General features: G+C 61.1%; 10 protein-coding genes. 4 read left to right on the forward strand and 6 right to left on the reverse strand.

Annotated elements, in window-relative coordinates:
- Positions 1–163: 163 nt before the first annotated feature.
- The 4 genes from nhaA to ACQR1L_RS22255 form a co-directional block, all read right to left on the reverse strand.
- Positions 164–1321 carry a Na+/H+ antiporter NhaA gene (nhaA, locus tag ACQR1L_RS22240; protein WP_434860084.1) on the reverse strand — a complete coding sequence of 386 codons (1158 nt, stop codon included), beginning with the start codon at positions 1319–1321 and terminating at the stop codon, positions 164–166.
- Between the two features lie 82 nt (positions 1322–1403).
- Positions 1404–2546 carry an OpgC domain-containing protein gene (locus ACQR1L_RS22245; protein WP_434860044.1) on the reverse strand — a complete coding sequence of 381 codons (1143 nt, stop codon included), beginning with the start codon at positions 2544–2546 and terminating at the stop codon, positions 1404–1406.
- Between the two features lie 376 nt (positions 2547–2922).
- Positions 2923–3963, reverse strand: a complete 1041-nt coding sequence (locus tag ACQR1L_RS22250) for a phosphatase PAP2 family protein (RefSeq protein WP_434860045.1) — start codon at positions 3961–3963, stop codon at positions 2923–2925.
- Positions 3964–4548: 585 nt separating this feature from the next.
- Positions 4549–4869: a hypothetical protein gene (locus ACQR1L_RS22255; protein WP_434860046.1), complete on the reverse strand. Its 321-nt coding sequence runs from the start codon at positions 4867–4869 to the stop codon at positions 4549–4551.
- 152 nt (positions 4870–5021) lie between these two features.
- Here ACQR1L_RS22255 and ACQR1L_RS22260 point away from each other — a divergent pair, with 152 nt between their 5' ends.
- Positions 5022–6539: a hypothetical protein gene (locus tag ACQR1L_RS22260; RefSeq protein ID WP_434860047.1), complete on the forward strand. Its 1518-nt coding sequence runs from the start codon at positions 5022–5024 to the stop codon at positions 6537–6539.
- Here the strand turns inward: ACQR1L_RS22260 and ACQR1L_RS22265 are convergent.
- Positions 6523–6825: a hypothetical protein gene (locus tag ACQR1L_RS22265; RefSeq protein ID WP_434860048.1), complete on the reverse strand. Its 303-nt coding sequence runs from the start codon at positions 6823–6825 to the stop codon at positions 6523–6525. The genes ACQR1L_RS22260 and ACQR1L_RS22265 overlap by 17 nt on opposite strands.
- A 427-nt stretch (positions 6826–7252) precedes the next feature.
- Here ACQR1L_RS22265 and ACQR1L_RS22270 point away from each other — a divergent pair, with 427 nt between their 5' ends.
- Entirely contained in the window at positions 7253–9001 is a 1749-nt protein-coding gene (locus ACQR1L_RS22270; protein ID WP_434860049.1) for an ABC transporter ATP-binding protein, read from the forward strand.
- Between the two features lie 198 nt (positions 9002–9199).
- Here the strand turns inward: ACQR1L_RS22270 and ACQR1L_RS22275 are convergent, their stop codons facing one another.
- Positions 9200–9982, reverse strand: a complete 783-nt coding sequence (locus ACQR1L_RS22275; protein WP_434860050.1) for a thioesterase II family protein — start codon at positions 9980–9982, stop codon at positions 9200–9202.
- A gap of 790 nt (positions 9983–10772) precedes the next feature.
- Here ACQR1L_RS22275 and ACQR1L_RS22280 point away from each other — a divergent pair.
- Together ACQR1L_RS22280 and ACQR1L_RS22285 are read left to right on the forward strand one after the other, a co-directional pair.
- On the forward strand, positions 10773–11747 hold the full coding sequence (locus tag ACQR1L_RS22280; RefSeq protein ID WP_434860051.1) for a TauD/TfdA family dioxygenase: 975 nt from the start codon (positions 10773–10775) through the stop codon (positions 11745–11747).
- Positions 11748–11754: 7 nt separating this feature from the next.
- On the forward strand, positions 11755–15954 hold the full coding sequence (locus ACQR1L_RS22285; RefSeq protein WP_434860052.1) for an amino acid adenylation domain-containing protein: 4200 nt from the start codon (positions 11755–11757) through the stop codon (positions 15952–15954).
- The last annotated feature ends 66 nt before the right edge of the window (positions 15955–16020 follow it).

Genomic DNA, 16020 nt, shown 5'->3' on the forward strand with positions numbered 1-16020 from the left:
AGTCAGGAAAACGTGAGAGTTCCGCCCTGCAATTGCCCGTTTGCGCCGTCCTCACGGGCTACGGCGGGGGCATTCTGTGGCGAATGTGCTCTGCGCAGGGACCCCATGCGCAAGCAAGCGAGGTCAAAATGGCCGGGTGGCGGCGATCCCGACTGATACGAAGCTACGTCGCAGCTATGGCGGCACGCCTCGCAGGCAGACTCAGCAGCGCCATGCCGAGTAGTCCGGACATCAGAGATCCCAGCATCACGCCGACCTTCACCTCGTTCTGAAGCGTCTCGGCGCTGGGAAATGCGAGCAGGCCGATGAACAGGCTCATGGTGAAGCCGATGCCGCAGAGGACGGACACCCCGTAGATCTGGTGCCAGGCCGTTCCGTCAGGCCGGTCAGCCAGCCCAAGGCGAATGGCGACCCACGTCGCGGCGAACACGCCGATCTGCTTGCCCAGGAACAGGCCCGTCACGATGCCGATGGTCACGGGCTCCTTCAGCGCCACCCAGGTCATTCCGGCGAGAGACAGGCCGGCATTGGCGAAAGCGAAGACAGGCAGGATCGCATAGGAGACCCATGGCTGGATCGCATGCTCCAGCCGGAGCAGCGGCGATTGCCCGGCTCCCGACGCAGGAATGGTCAGTGCGAGTGCGACGCCTGCCAAGGTGGCGTGGACGCCGGACTGCAGCGTGGTGAACCAGAGGACGGCGCCAGGGATCAAGTAGACCCACAAGCTGGCAACCCCGGCTCGATTCAGGATCAGCAGCATCAAGATGATGGCTGCTGCCGCAGCGAGCCATCCGAGGAGAAGATGATCGGTGTAGAAGACCGCAATGACCGTGACCGCAGCGAGGTCGTCCAGAATGGCGAGGGCTGTCAGGAACACCTTGAGCGATGCCGGCACGCGCGAGCCGAGCAGCGCCAGTGCTCCGAGAGCGAACGCGATGTCGGTGGCCGTCGGTATCGCCCAGCCGCGGATCGTCTCGGCATCGTTCAGGTTGAAGCCGACGTAGAAGAGCGCGGGAACAGCCATTCCGCCTGCCGCCGCAAACGCCGGGAGCGCCCTACGCGGCCAGCTCGAAAGCTGTCCCGTCAGGAACTCGCGCTTGATCTCCAGCCCGACGAGCAGAAAGAACACCGCCATGAGAGCGTCGTTGATCCAGTGCAGGACGGAAAGACCCGCGACGTAGTGCTGGAGCGTGCCGAAGTAGAGATCTGATGCCGGGGAGTTGGCGATGACCAGCGCGGCGGTGGCCGCGATCATCAGGATGACGCCGGCGCCCGCTTGACTAGCTGCATGGTGCTTCAACCATTGAGATAATGACAACATCAGATGATCTATGCCCGCCGCGGGCAGTCGGATCAAACCATGTAGCAGTGATGCGGATGCGGCCAATCGCTGCGGGCTCTCGTCAGGAACTTCCTGTCGCGCCGGCGCTTGTCGGTCTCGCGTCGCGGCTTCGACCATCGATACGCTTGAACCAGCTCATGATAGTTGCGGCCGATGTCATCAGCACGATTCCGGCCAGACTCACGAGCAGCTGCAGGGCGACGCCGCCGTGCGCTTCCATGATGATGAAGTGCGCTGCGAATGAGAGCAGGACGCCGAGACAGAAGATCTCGAGCGAATGCTGGCCGCAAAGCACCAGCGGGCGAAGATAGGGCGAACGCAAGCCGGGTGTCCCATGCGGCACAAGGCGCACCACGAACATCGCCAGTGCCAGAAAGTGCATGATCCGCAACGGATCGAGACTCGCCTTGTCGATCGGATACATCCACTCCGCGAGCCATCGCGGCACCAGGATGGTCCATGCGGGGACGTGCCAGGTGACGACGATCGCCAGCGAGATCACGAGGGTGATGGCAGCGGCGGCCAAAGCGAGGTCGGAGAGGATGAGCTTGCGCAACCGATCGGCGCCGCCGAGGGCGCACCAGGCGCCGAAATTGAACAGGAGCTGCCAGGCAAACGGGTTGAACACCCAGTGACCGCTGGGATAGGCCGGCAGGTTGAGATCGATCATTCGGGCCGCGGCATAGATCGCGATGCTGCCGAGAAGGGCGACCAGCGGCCACCGGAGCATGAGCCAGAGCAGCGGAGCAAACGCCGCCAACAGCGCGATGTACAGCGGCAGCACGTCCATGTTCGCCGGCTTGAACATCAGCAACAGCGCCTGGATCAACGTGACGTCAGGTTCGCGAAGGAACTCGAAGACGCCCATCTCCTCGGAGTAGAGCGCGTTCTCGAAATTCCGAGCGACGAAGGCGATCTGCGCCAGATAGACGCAGATCAGAAAGATGTGCGCCACGTAGATCTGCCACGTGCGGCGCACGATACGTGCGCCCGCGACCAGTAAGCCCTGCCGGCTCATCGCGGTCCCGTACACCAATGCAGCCGTATAGCCTGAGATGAAGACGAAGATCTCGGTCGCGTCGCTGAACCCGAAATTCCTCAGCGTGAAGGAGTTGGCGATCGTCGAGGGGATGTGGTCGAGAAAGATCAGCCACAACGCGAGTCCGCGGAAGACGTCCAGGCGCAGATCACGTTGGGTCCCCACGGTGCCTCCCCGCAACAGCGAACCGCATGTTCCGCCACCAGCGCGCGCCGAGCGATTTCGATGTCATGGATGGGAAGGGAGTCTGGCCAGCGCAAGATGCGCGGCGATGGGACGCATCGGCCGTGTTGATCGCCGGTGGGGGTCCTCTCAGGCAGACATCCCGGCCAGTGTCGCGCCACCAGTGAACGAAGTGATGAAAAAAGCTGAGTGTTTCAGGCAAATCGCCGCCGTGCTGCCAGATGGCAACTCCCAATGAATATCCGTTGAGAATAATAGATCCTGCCTTCTTGCACGGCTTACTCCGCGAGCCGCATTCGTTCAGCCCGCCCGCCGGATCTGGGATGCAAAGCGCTGATCGCCAGCGGAGGCGTGAGCCTCAGCTACTGTAGCCGCCCAAGCTGGCCGCCTTGATACGATCCGATTGCCTGCAGGCGATGGACCGCGCGGCGAGAATGGTCACGATCGCAATGATTATGCCGGCAATCACGTCGACAAGGTAGTGACCGCCGCCAATGGGCGTTGAAAGCAACATCGCGCCATTTGTGAAGGCATTGAACGGACGAAGCCAGCGAACCGGCCACAAAGCCCAGCAGTCGAGCACTGCGGCGGCGGCATGATAGCTCGGGAATGTCACGATGCCGGCGAGGGACCTTGGATCCAACAGGCGCAATGTTCCGTCACGCACAAGAAGCATTCCATGCGCTGAGTCGTAGAAGGCTTGCGGAACGATGTTCGGGTAGTCAGAGGGGAATAAGCCTAAAGCATGGTAGACGCCAATAGCCGGAACCAAGAGAGTGATGCAGCAAGTCGTCGCTAGTGCCAGACTTGACGCGAGATTGAATTCCGCGAGCCGGCGATAATTGCCGGATAAGGGCAATGCGAGGACAATGACGAAGATCGTCAACGAGATCGATCGATAGCCAAACGCCAAGATCGTGATGATCCACGGACGGCCGTTGACGTAGCCCAAGAAGCTACGGAAGTCATAGCCTAGCAGCTCATCGATCGCGAGTAAGTTGGCGTCCTGGAGCCGCAGATTTGCAGCTGTCGCAATGTAGGATAAGGATGCCAAAACGACCGAGGCCAGGATGGATTGGGAGATCCCAGTGAGAAGGGAAAAGATCCATGGCTTCGCTCGCTGAGATGATCGTGCGTTGGCGTAGCCGATATAGCCGTAGATGGCGGAGATCGACAGGACGACAAGGTAGCTCATCGGTTCGGCGCGAAAGTCTGTAACGAGCAGACATAGTCCGAACGCGATCCAGAAAGCCGCTGTGATCACCCAGTTGATTTGGAAGACCGCCCAGGCTGTTGCTGCCTCATGGGCGCGGCGAGAGTCGAACAGAGCGCTCTTGACCACTGATATCCGGCTTCGGATGTAAGCAGGCAAAAGGCTAGCGCTCGCGGTCTCCGACATGGTCGTCCGCCTCACGTCTTGATTGATTGCGTTTTGTATCCGTCGGTGCCTTGTTACGGCGCTCGTGACCGCAAAATCAACCTCAACGAGTGAAATACATCAATACCGTTGATGTGATGCTTAAAATACCGTCTCTGTGTGCGACTGCGGGTTGTGTGGTTCGCAGCGGAGAGATAGGCGGCTATCTCGGTGTTCGGCGAAAGACAATCGCGGCTGTGCTCAAAGTGGAGCGCTGCGGCAACTTCGTCATCCTGCACCGTGAGCGGGACAATCGCGAACGAACATCGTTCGCAGCACGAGACAGTGACGGGTTTCGGATTTCGGCGCGAAGCCCTCAGCAGGGTTTCCACTGCAGACCCGAACGATGGGAATTCCCGTAATTCCCGACATCTTTATCCGTCCATGGCCATCGGATGGCATCGGGCAACCAAAGGGAACGACGCGCTTGGAGATGACTCGCACACGCGAGAGTTCAATTCAGCGCATCGGATTTGACAGCGCAATTCCTCGAATCCCGACTTGTCCGCTTGGCAGGAGCTCCGAGGCGGAGGTCTCGATGACGATTTTGCTACGTTCCCGGCCACCTTAGAAAGAAGGTGGCCGGCTCTTGTCAGAATGTTTCCCGTCTGCCTGATACAGGTACGACTTGAAGTAGTGCCGGTCGATGGCGGGCAGAGAGATACAGGGCGTGACTGCCTGACATTGTTGCTGCGGTTTCACCAGGTTGCCGTCGATCCGAACCAGATTGCACATCAGCTGGCCAGCGAGCCGGTGGGTATGACCGAAATGCTTCGCTGCACCAAGCAGTTGAACCTCAAGGCGGGTGCGGTCAGGGAAAAGTGGCTCCAGGGCGGAGACGCGGAGACGAACCCGACGTTCCGATGTCGCCTTGCGAAAGGGGATCATTGACCTCGCTCAGTGAGTAGCGAAACGGGAAATCTGCTGCTCTGAGCCAAAACGGCCCTCGCGTAGGAGATAAACCATAGATTGTCGGGATAAAAACAGGCAATCCGTTAATGGTGTCTAGGTACGGTTCCGTAGATCTACGGGAGGGTACCATGACGCTGCACCTCGCTGCTGACCGCGGCCACTTCCAGAGGGTGAACGCCGCCTCATATTCAACGGCGATATGTTGGGCGATCGTCGCGGGCTTTTTCGGAGCGGCAATCCTGCTGCGCCATCTGACGCCAGGAAATAGCGACGTAAGCTGGCTGCTGATCGCCGGTGAACGTTGGCTCGACGGTCAGCGCCTCTATTCGGAGATTCTCGAGACCAATCCTCCCATGGCGGTGCTGGTCTATGTCCCTGCCCTCCTGATAGGGCGCAAGCTCAGCCTTCCGCCGGAGTTCGTCCTGGACGTATTGGTGTTCCTGGCCATCGCCGTCTCCCTTGCCGCCAGCACGATGATCCTGCGACGGTCGACCGTATTTGCTCGTGGCCATGGATGGGGCATGGCGATCACGGCCATTGTTGCGCTGGCCTTGTTGCCGCTACAGTCCTTCGGGCAGCGCGAGCATATCGCGGTGATCGAACTGATGCCGTTCATTGCGGTCATGGCGATGCGCCTTCGCCGCGAGTTGCCACCACCATGGGCGGTCTGGGTCGCTGGCGTCGGCATGGGCCTTGCCCTATGCTTCAAGCCGCATTTCGCTCTTGCAGTTGCCGGCGTCATCTGCTTCGCGGCAGCCCATCTGAAATCGTCGCGAATACTGGTCTCAGGTGAGAGCCTCGTGGCCGTTGCCGTCGTGGCGGTCTATGGCGCCAGCACCGTGCTGTTCTTCCCCGAATACTTCACCGACATGCTGCCGCTGGTCCGAGACGTCTATTCAATCGGATTGCCCCTGAGCCTGATGCTGATGAAACCGGCCCCAACGCTCTGGATCCTGACCTTGGCTGCGGCGCTGCTACCGAAGCGCGGCAAGGAGCTCGAACCGGTACTCCAGCTCCTGCTCGTGACGTCAGTCGCATTCTTCGTCGTCTACTTGCTGCAGCGGAAGGGCTGGCCGTATCATTCCTACCCAATGCTGGCGTTCGCTTGGCTCAGCCTGGGCTTCGCGCTGAGCTCACCGGCGGCAGGGCCGATCATCCCCCTGTCAAGACTTGCAAGAGCGGCGGCGGCAATCGCCCTCGTTCTGCCCACCGTCTCCTGGTTCAATCATGCGCTCGATGCAAGCTTTCTGCGGCCCGCCATCGCCAGGCTCGGCCTGGAACATCCGACCATGCTTGCGATCTCCGGCAACGGTGGTCTCGCGCACCCGCTGATCCGGTCCGTTGGTGCGGTCTGGGCCTCACGGCAGCAAAGCCTGCTGGTCGCGAGCTATGAAGACTACGCCCGCGAAAGCGGCCTCTACGATACTCAGACCCTGGCCATCGTCGATGCTTACTCGCAGCGGGAACGACGATGGATGATTGAGGATTTCCGGCGTTCGAATCCGACCGTCGTTCTCGTCGACAACATGACGGGACCGTGGGGCAAGTGGCTTCATGACAGCCCCGAACTCGATGACCTGCTCAGAGATTATCGCCTCGCCGATACGGTCCGCGACGTCGAGATCTATGTCAGGCGAGCCAACTGAGCCGACACCGTCGCCCTCTCTGCTCCGGCTGTACGCCACCATCGCCGATGAACAGCGCAAAGCCACGCTGTACCGAAGGCGTCGCAGCGGACGACTGTGTTCCATTCTCATTGAGCTGCCAGTTCTTCGGGTTTGGAAGTGATCGGACATAGGCGACCAGCGCGGTCAGTGTCTCCTTGGACGGCTCGGTCCCTTTCATGCGCGCAGCAGACGTCTTGTCGGAGAAAAACATCGAGCGTGATAAATAAGTCCTGCCTGCGCACCCCCAAGCTTGAATGATGGTCATTCGGGAATATTGAGCGCGCAAAAGAGGAGATCTTGCCCGAGAGTTCGGGAGAGGATGGAGGGGGGCCGGCCCTGTTCTGGCAAGGATTGCCTGCGCAGATGGACCGATCGTTGCTGTCCAGATCGTGGCCAGGTTAACCATCGAGCTATCGACCGAACGGCCGGAGGAGCCCGGGCCTGTCTTTGGGATCGTGGATCGATTGGGGGCTGATCTATGCTGCTTGGTCACGGCTTCGATCTGGGCGGCGCCCGAAGCGAATGGCCGGCCTGCTCACGGCAATGCCGTCGGTCGCGATCTGTTTGGCATCTCGCTGTGCTGGACGGAGGGCCGCTGGATCTGGCGCGTGGGCTCCGTTGTTCCTCCGGACGACTGCGAGGTCGACGGTCCATGGCGTCAGCAAGCCGCAGTCCCGTGAGGTGTTCTCGTCATGAAGGAGTGGATCAAGCTGTCGGTGTGGATGTCCCACCACCTCCGGCTCAGGGAACGCCGTATGATTGTGGTGACCGTGCTGTGTGTGGTGATCGCGTCAGGATGCTTGGCGATGTCGCCTCTTCTTCTCGGCCGACTGACCGATGACCTGCTGCAAGCACGGTTCGGCTCAGGCTGGTACACCGCCTTTCTGGTATTCGGATATCTGGCCGCGATCGCTCTGCCGAGAATCATCGGAGTTCTTGTGCTGCAGCTCCAGAGCACATTGCGGCTCAATGCCAACAGCTCGCTGCTTGCAGGATACTTCGACTATCTTTGCGAGCAATCAGATGGTTTTTTTTCAAAGCGAAATTCAGGCGAACTGAGCCAGGAAATCGCGCAGGCGTCGAACGATCTTTACATCATCATACGAAGCGTCTCGTCCTCTGTGGTCGCCCCGCTGGTGCAGATCGGTGTCGCCATGGCCGTGCTTGCGGCCAACCGAAACGTCATCATGGCAACATTGATCGCGGTCTATGTCGTGCTGTTCATGGCGAACCATCGTGTCCACGGTCGAAAGCTCGGTGCGCTCAAGACCGGATCAATGGTCGCCGGCCGAAGGACCTATGCGACGCTGGTGGATTCGATTGCCAACATTCAAGTCGCGCGCCAATTCAACGGGTACGACCTTCTGCTCGCAAGGTACCGCAAGGCGCTCGATGAAGATCGAGATGCGCAGACCGCCTATTGGAACGTCAGCGTCCGGATGCAGCTTGTGAATGCGCTGCTCTTCGTCGGACTCTTTGGTGCCTCCTTTATGCTTGCTCTGTACGATGTGGTTCAGGAAGGTCGCTCGGTCGGCAATCTCGTGCTTGTCGGCACATACGCACTGACGCTTCTTTCTCCGATTGAGACTCTCGGTAACATGTTCTCCGAGATCAATCGGTCGCTCGCGACGTTCGGACAATTCATCGAAAAGCTGTCAGGCGCTCCGGCTCAACTGGTCAGGCCCGCTCCAACGACCGTGTCTGCCTCGCCATATCCCGCGATCGAATTCGAGCATGTATCATTGACCTATCCCGGCGCACAGACTGCCGCCCTGAACGATGTCAGCTTTACTGTGTTGCCAGGCCAGCGCGTTGTCATAACGGGACCAAGCGGCGCAGGTAAGAGTTCGGTCGTCAAGGCCTTGACGAGGCAGTACCCGCCCGACCGCGGGGCAATCCGGGTGTTCGGGCACGATATTGCAGCCTTTGACGTGCGGACCTTGAATGAGCGCGTGGGATGCGTTTCTCAGGACGTGTTCCTGTTCAAGGATACGCTCAGATTCAATCTGCTGATTGCACGCCCGTCGGCTTCCGATCAGGAGTTACGATCCGCGCTCGACTGCGCTGGGCTGGGCGACTTCTTGAGCAGATTGCCCGCTGGCCTGGAGACGCCTCTCGGTGATCGCGGTGCCACGATCTCGGGCGGCCAGCGACAGAGGCTTGCTCTTGCGAGATTGTTCCTGCGCGCCCCCGATATTGTGGTGATCGATGAGGGGATGTCCTCTCTCGACGTGGTGACCGAACGCTGGGTGATCGACCAGATTCTCCGGTCATTCGCGGGGGCAACGATCTTGATGGTGACGCATCGACCCAGCGCCATGGTGATGGGCGATGCGGTCATCGTGGTTCACGACGGCCGCATAGAAGGATATGGTACGTATGATGAACTGCGATCTCGAAGCGATTTCTTTGCGCGCGTGACCGGCGAGGCGACCTGCTGAGCCGTGCGGGGGCCGCTCGTTTGCCGTCGCCGCACCTTTCTGCGGATTATCACTTTCGGAGCATGTCAAGACGTCGATTGTCATCTTGCGCTTATGCGACCGAAGCGGCCATGGCCGACCAGACCCATCGATTGATAGTGATCATGGCAATGATCTCGCAGATCGCGCGCGTGAGCGAAATGCCGATCTTGGTCGCAGCTAAGCCACCATTCGGGTCACGATCGCAGCGATATTTGCCAGAACGTCCTTCTCAGCCGAACGGATAAAAAAGTGGTCGCCATCGAACATGTGCGTGTCCGTGGGCTCTGGGGCATGTGTGGCCCATGCGCGAAGATCGTGTGGCGTCGTCAACGGATCACGGATGCCGCCGAAGACCGTGACCGGACATGACAGCTTCGGACCCGGCCTGTAGCGATAGGTCTCGCTCGCTGCGAAATCGGCGCGCAGCATTGGCAGCAAGAGCTCCAGCAGTCCGACATGATGGAAGACTTCAGGAGGCGTGCCGTTCAGCCTCCGGAGACGCGCGATAAACTCCGGCTCGGGCAGGCCGTGCGAGGGGGCTTGCGGATCGGGCAGATGCGGTGCGCGCCGTCCCGAGACGATCAGGTGATGTGGGGCGGAATGCGAGGCAGTCATCAGCCGTTGAGTGACGAGGAAAGCCAACAGTGCGCCCAGGGAATGGCCGAAGAAGCAGACAGGACCGCGTAGAGTGGGGATGACGGCCGTGGTGATGGCGTCGGCGAGCGGCTCGGCTCGATCGAACGGCACTTCGGCGAAACGCCCGTCGCGTCCGGGATACTGGATTGCCCAGACGTTGCACCAGTCCGGCAGATGATCAGTCCATCGGCGTGCCATCGATGCCGTCCCCCCGGCGTGCGGAAATGCCAAAAGCGTCGCGCGTCCTGCTGAGGTGCTTCGCCACTTTACAATCCATGGCGTGTCGTTTGTATCTGTCACAGAGTAAGTCTCGGTGTGGGACATGGCATCCAGTTGCGATTGATCCTCTACAGCGCCGGTCCGACGACAAAAAGAGTCTTTGAAGGGACGCGCGGTGAAACTGCATGATATCCGGCTCAGCCAGGGGGCCTTCGGCGCATCATGGTGTGACGAGCGAAAGTCATCATTGTGACCATGCCTGGACACGAGATCCAACAAGCGTGAGAGCGGTCCTCTCCGTTCTCGACTCTCGCGAACGTATGAGGCGTTGCACTAATTGTTCGAGAGTGGCGCTGTTGCATCAATTTTCGATGACACGGTCAGGAACGCGGCATTTCGGGAAAGTTTGATCTTGGCCAATGGGAGCGGTCGCGACCGATCTCGGGAGAATCTGGAAAGGGCGGAGATGCCCTGCGGACGCGTCGTCGCGCGTGGTGTTGCGGTCAAAATTGGTTTCAGGCTACCAATTCCGTCCAAAGCGGATCGTCGCCGAATTCCGGGAGGGGACATGGTCAACTGTCATTTCAGTTCTCAGCAATGCTCGGCGATTGAACCACGTCGACAGATGCTGTCTGCGGTCGAACCGACTCCGGCAGCCTCGGTCGAAATCAGCCTGTCCGGGCCACGCTAGTTTTCACGCACTTCGTAGCTTGCTGCCGCAAGGCTCCTGACATCCATCGCATATTTCATCGTCTCCGTAGGCGCCTGATCGACGATCGGCGCGGCGAACGATTGCGCTCTGGGCTCATGCTTGGACGCGTGCCTCGATGAATTCGCGTTTCGCGTCCGGATCAAGGGGGCGGCAGAAGGGCCCGTTTGGAAGGAGGCTCTCTTGTTGGATCGATCTGACGTGACCGCGCAGCCATTGCGCGTGGATGGCCGTCTGCCGCTGGTCGTACGGCCGGTGAGAGATGGTCTCGAGGCTGGCCCGTTTCTGCGGGCCAATCGCGCAGCCGTCGACCATCTGCTCTTGCAGCATGGAGCGATCCTGTTCCGTGGCTTCTCGATCGACGCGGTCGAACGCTTCGAGGTCGTCATCGAGGCGCTCGCCAACGAGGCGCTGGCGTACGAATATCGTTCGACACCACGAGAGAAGCTTGGAGGCGCCACCTATACCGCCTCCGAGTATCCGGCGATGCATACGATTCCGATGCATTGCGAAAATGCGTACCAGCGCGATTGGCCGACGAAGCTCCTGTTTGCCTGCGCGCGCGCCCCTCAGACCGGTGGGCAGACGCCGCTGGCTGACATGGTTGCTGTGACGAGCCGAATTTCACCGGCTTGTTTCGACAGTTTCGGGACGAAAGGGGTCGCCTACCTCCGTAACTATCATGAGGGGCTTGATCTGAGCTGGCGCAACGTTTTTCAGACGGACTCACCCGAAGAGGTGGAGCTCATTTGTCGGCGGTTGGAAATCGACTTCGAATGGGTGGATGGCGAGCGTCTGCGAACGCGGCAGCTCGCGCAGGGCGTCGCGCGCCATCATCGGCTGGATCAGACCATCTTCTTCAACCAGGCCCACTTGTTTCATGTCTCGAGCCTGGGCAGTGAGACGGCTGATGCGCTCGTAGAGACCTTCGGACTCGAGGACCTGCCACGGCACGCGTGCTTCGGCGATGGCAGCGAGATTCCGCCCGCCCAACTCGCCGAGATCAGAGCTGCCTTCGATGCTGAAAAGGTGCATTTCGACTGGCAACAGGGCGACGTCCTCCTGGTCGACAACATGCAGGTGGCACATGGCCGCGAGCCCTTTACGGGAGAAAGACTGATCCTGGCGTCGCTCTGCGATGCTTACTCCAAATCGCGATAGCCCGAACATGCAGCACGCCTCCAAGCCTGCATCATTTGCGTTCGAGCTCCTGTCGCGGCCGGTAGCTGGAGTTTCTAGGCCGACCTCCCTGTCGGCTGCCCAGACCGAAATCTGGCTCGCGCAGGCGCTCGCGCCAGAGAGTCCGGTTTACACGCTGGCGCAAAGGGCGACGCTTCCGGACGACCTCGATGTGGCCTCGTTCGAGCGTGCGGTGCAGGCGACGGTTGATGAGACCGAGGCTTTGCATGTGCGATTCGTCTCGGGCGACAACGGCCCGTTGCAGATCCAGGGCGTTGCTCCGCATTGGAGCCTCGAGGGCGAGCGCAGCGTCGGGTTGCCACCGCCCGACATCGACAGGGTGATCGACGAAGCCTTGCGGTGGCCGTTGCCGCTCGCGGAAGGCGCGCTCTTCCGGTTGTTCCTGTTTCGGCGACAGGATGGCGCGTGGGAGTACTGCCAGCTCTTCCATCATATTGCGATGGACGGTTTGAGTTGCGTGTTGTTCGCCACGCGGGTCGCCGAACACTATGGGAGTCTCGTTCGCGACGGCCAGCCGGCGCCGCAGCGGTTCGAACATTTCGGCGCTCTGTTGGCTGCCGATCGCGACTATCGCAGCTCCAAGCGGGCCGAGGAGGATCGCAAATATTGGCGTGAGACGCTCGCGGGACTGGACGACGGGGTGGAGGGGCAGGCAGCCAAGGCGTCTTATGCGGCGGTTCTGCAGACGGCACGTCTTTGTCGTAAGCAAACCGCTCGGCTGAAGGCCATCGCGACCTCGGCTGGTACGACCCTCCCCAGCCTGTTTGGCGCGGTGGCTGGAGTCCTTTCCTCGGTTCGGAAGGATACCGACGACACCGTCATCGGTTTCGTCGTCGCCGGGCGGCCGGACGGTCCATCGCGGAGCATCCCTGGAGCGGTGTCCAACATCGTCGCCCTCCGGCTATGCGTACCACAGGGGCTTCGCTGGATTGAGTTGATCCGCTCAGCGGGCAGGCGGGTCAAAAGGGGGCTCCGGCATCAGCGAGCACGCCTGGAGGACGTGAGGCGGGATCTCGGCCTGTTCGGTCAAGGCGAGCAGCTCACCTCGATCGTCGTCAACTACACGCCGTTCTATGGGCCCATTGACCTTGGCGCGTCCACAGTACGCCTTCGCAACATGGGTAATGGTCCAGTCGACGATTTTGCGATCGTCATCTATCACCACCCGGACGACGACGAGATTCTCATCGATTTCAAGGCGAACGGCTCTCGGCGTAGCGCCTCCGACGTCGCGCAATTTCGCCAGCAGTTCGAGTTTCTGCTCGCGGCTCTCGCCGTGGATCCCGATGCGCCGGTCGAGTCGGCCACGGTCCTCGGACCAGGAGAGCGGGAGCAGATCCTCACGGGCTGGAACGATACCAGCAACGCCCTCCCGGATGTGACCCTGCCGGACATGTTTGCCGCGGTTGTCCAACGCGTCGGCCGCGATATCGCCATCGTCGCTGGCGACGTGACACTCAGCTACTGCGAGATCGACAAGCAATCAAATCGTATCGCTCGTGCCCTGATTGCGTTCGGCGCCCGTCCCGAAACGCGGGTCGCGGTTGCAATGCGCCGCTCCGAGCAGCTCATTCTGGCGTTGCTCGCAATCCTCAAGACGGGGGCGGCCTATCTGCCGCTCGATCTCGACAGCCCGCGTGACAGGCTCGCGCTGGTTCTGGCCGATGCGGAGCCGGTCGCGATCGTCACATGCCAGGACGATCGCGCGAACATCGAGGCTTTGGTCGGCACCAAGCTCAACCGCGGCAGCATCTTCGTGCTCGATGATCCCGATACGAACTGGTGCACAGATGAAGTCTGCGAAGCTGCCGCGGCGGGGGTCGTGCGATCCTGCGCGCTCCTGCCCGATCATCCGGCCTATCTCTGCTACACATCGGGTTCAACCGGCCAGCCAAAGGCCGTCATCGTCACGCATCGTGACGTGGCAGACCTCGTCCGCGATCGCCGCTGGCAACAGTCGGCGCCTGTCCGGATGCTCGTCCATTCGCCAGTGGCGTTCGATGCCTCGACCTACGAAATCTGGGTTCCGCTCCTGAACGGCGGATCGACCGTGGTGGCGCCTCCGGGTCGGCTCGATTCGCGAACGGTGGAAAACGTCATCGCGGCGCAGGGGGTGACGGACCTGTGGCTGACGGCTGGCCTGTTTCATCTCATTGCGGATGAGTCGCCGATCTCGTTCTCTGGGCTCCGCCAAGTCGTGGCCGGTGGCGACGTGCTCTCGGCCGAAGCCATCAGCAAGGTTCTAAAGGCGTGTCCGGATCTCCGCGTGGTGAACGGCTACGGCCCCACGGAAACCACCACCTTCTGCACGACCCATGAGATGACGGAGCGTTCGGCCCGGTCAGCGCCGGTGCCGATCGGCCGGCCGCTGGACAATGTCAGGGCTTATGTTCTGGATCGCCGGCTTCGTGTGTTGCCTGCCGGCGTCGTTGGCGAGCTGTATGTCGCTGGCGCGGGGCTGGCGCGGGGATATTGGCGGCGCCCCGATCTCACCTCCGAGCGCTTCATCGCCTGCCCGTTTGGTACCGCCGGTCAGCGCATGTATCGGACCGGCGATCGCGCCTCCTGGCACCAGGATGGATATCTGATGTTCGCGGGCCGCGCAGATTCGCAGTTGAAGCTGCGCGGATTTCGCATCGAGCCACGGGAGATCGAGGCCGCGCTCGCCGAGCTCGGGATCGGTCAGAGCGCGGTCGTGCTGCACAAGGGATCGGCTGGGCGCGATCTCCTCACCGCTTACGTCGTTGACGAGGGCGCCGACCCGCAAATGCTCAGGCGGCAGCTCGCGACGAAGCTGCCGGACTACATGGTGCCGGCGGTGATCATCAGGCTCGAGGCTCTGCCATTGACGCCGAACGGCAAGCTCGATCGGCGCAGCCTCCCGGCTCCCAGCTTTACAAGCCAGGAGCCGATGGCTCCGCGAACCGCGATGGAAGAGATCATCGGCCGGCTGTTTGCGGATGCGCTTCAACTCGAGACGGTTGGCATCCACGACAACTTCTTCGATGACCTCGGCGGCAATTCCCTGCTGGCGCTGCGCATCGCCGGCGCTATCCGTCGCGACATCGGTGCAGACGTCGCCGCGACCGCGATGTTCACCGCGCCGACGATCGCCTTGCTGGCCCGCCATGTCGAAAGCTTCAAACCTTCCTCTGCTGCGGTCGCAGCCCCGGCGGTCGTCGCGTCGGGCGAGGCGATCGGGACGACGATGTCGCTTGCCGAAATCGAGACCATCCTCGAAGGGCGATTTCGCAACGAGTCCTCCGACGCCAAGGCCTTCATCGCCACGGTGACGGAGCAGGGTGATGAATTCCTGCTGTTCTCGCCCGGTGAGCGGCGCGCCAGCGATCGGACGGATGTCGCCTTTCCCCTGGGATCGATCTCGAAATTCCTCGCCTCGCTGCTGCTGGGCATGATGGAGCAGGCCGGCCGGATCACGATCCACACCGCCTTTGGAAGGAGGGTCCCTCGCGAGTGGCGGCTCCCCGAAACGCTTGTCGAGGGCATCTCGATGGCCGACCTGGCCACGCACACGTCGGGCTTGCCAGCCTATGTCAAGGAGCTCGTGAATTGTTCGGAAGACGTCCTTCGTAACTATCTCGAGACGTTCGAGGGCGATCTGAGCGACAGAGCGTATGAATACTGTTCGCTCGGAATCTCGCTGCTCGGTTTCGCTTTGCGCCACGGCGAGGCGGATGACTACCTGAAGGTCCTGAAACGATATCTCCTCGACCCGCTCGGCATGACCAACACGGTTTCGAGGATACGAAGGACTTTGTCCGACGGAGTGCAAGAGACGGGCTTCCATTTCTACGAATGCAGTTCCGACATGGCCGCCTCGATCGACGATCTGCATCGGATCCTCGCCGCCTTTCTGGCGCGGGAGTCGTCACCGGCCAAATCCGCTCTGTCCCGCATGCTGACGGTGTCACGGCCAACAGGGATGCCTGAACTCGATATGACGATCGGGCTTCGGTCGAGAACCACCCATGGGGATCATCTTCTCTATCATGGCGGCGGCGGCTCCGGCTTCCGGGCATTCTTCGGTCTCGCCCCGAGACGATCGAAGGGCATCGTGATCCTCACGAACCGTGAGATTCACATCGGCGATATCGGCCAGCATTGGCTCAGTCCGGCCTATCCGCTCATCGTCCCCCGACGCCCATAGCCGCGCAGGCTCGCTCAGGCCGGGGCGGTAGCAATCGCCTGGATGACGATCAGCACCGCGATACAG

It is taken from the genome of Bradyrhizobium sp. HKCCYLR20261 (assembly GCF_051168435.1).
Taxonomy (GTDB): Bacteria; Pseudomonadota; Alphaproteobacteria; order Rhizobiales; family Xanthobacteraceae; genus Bradyrhizobium.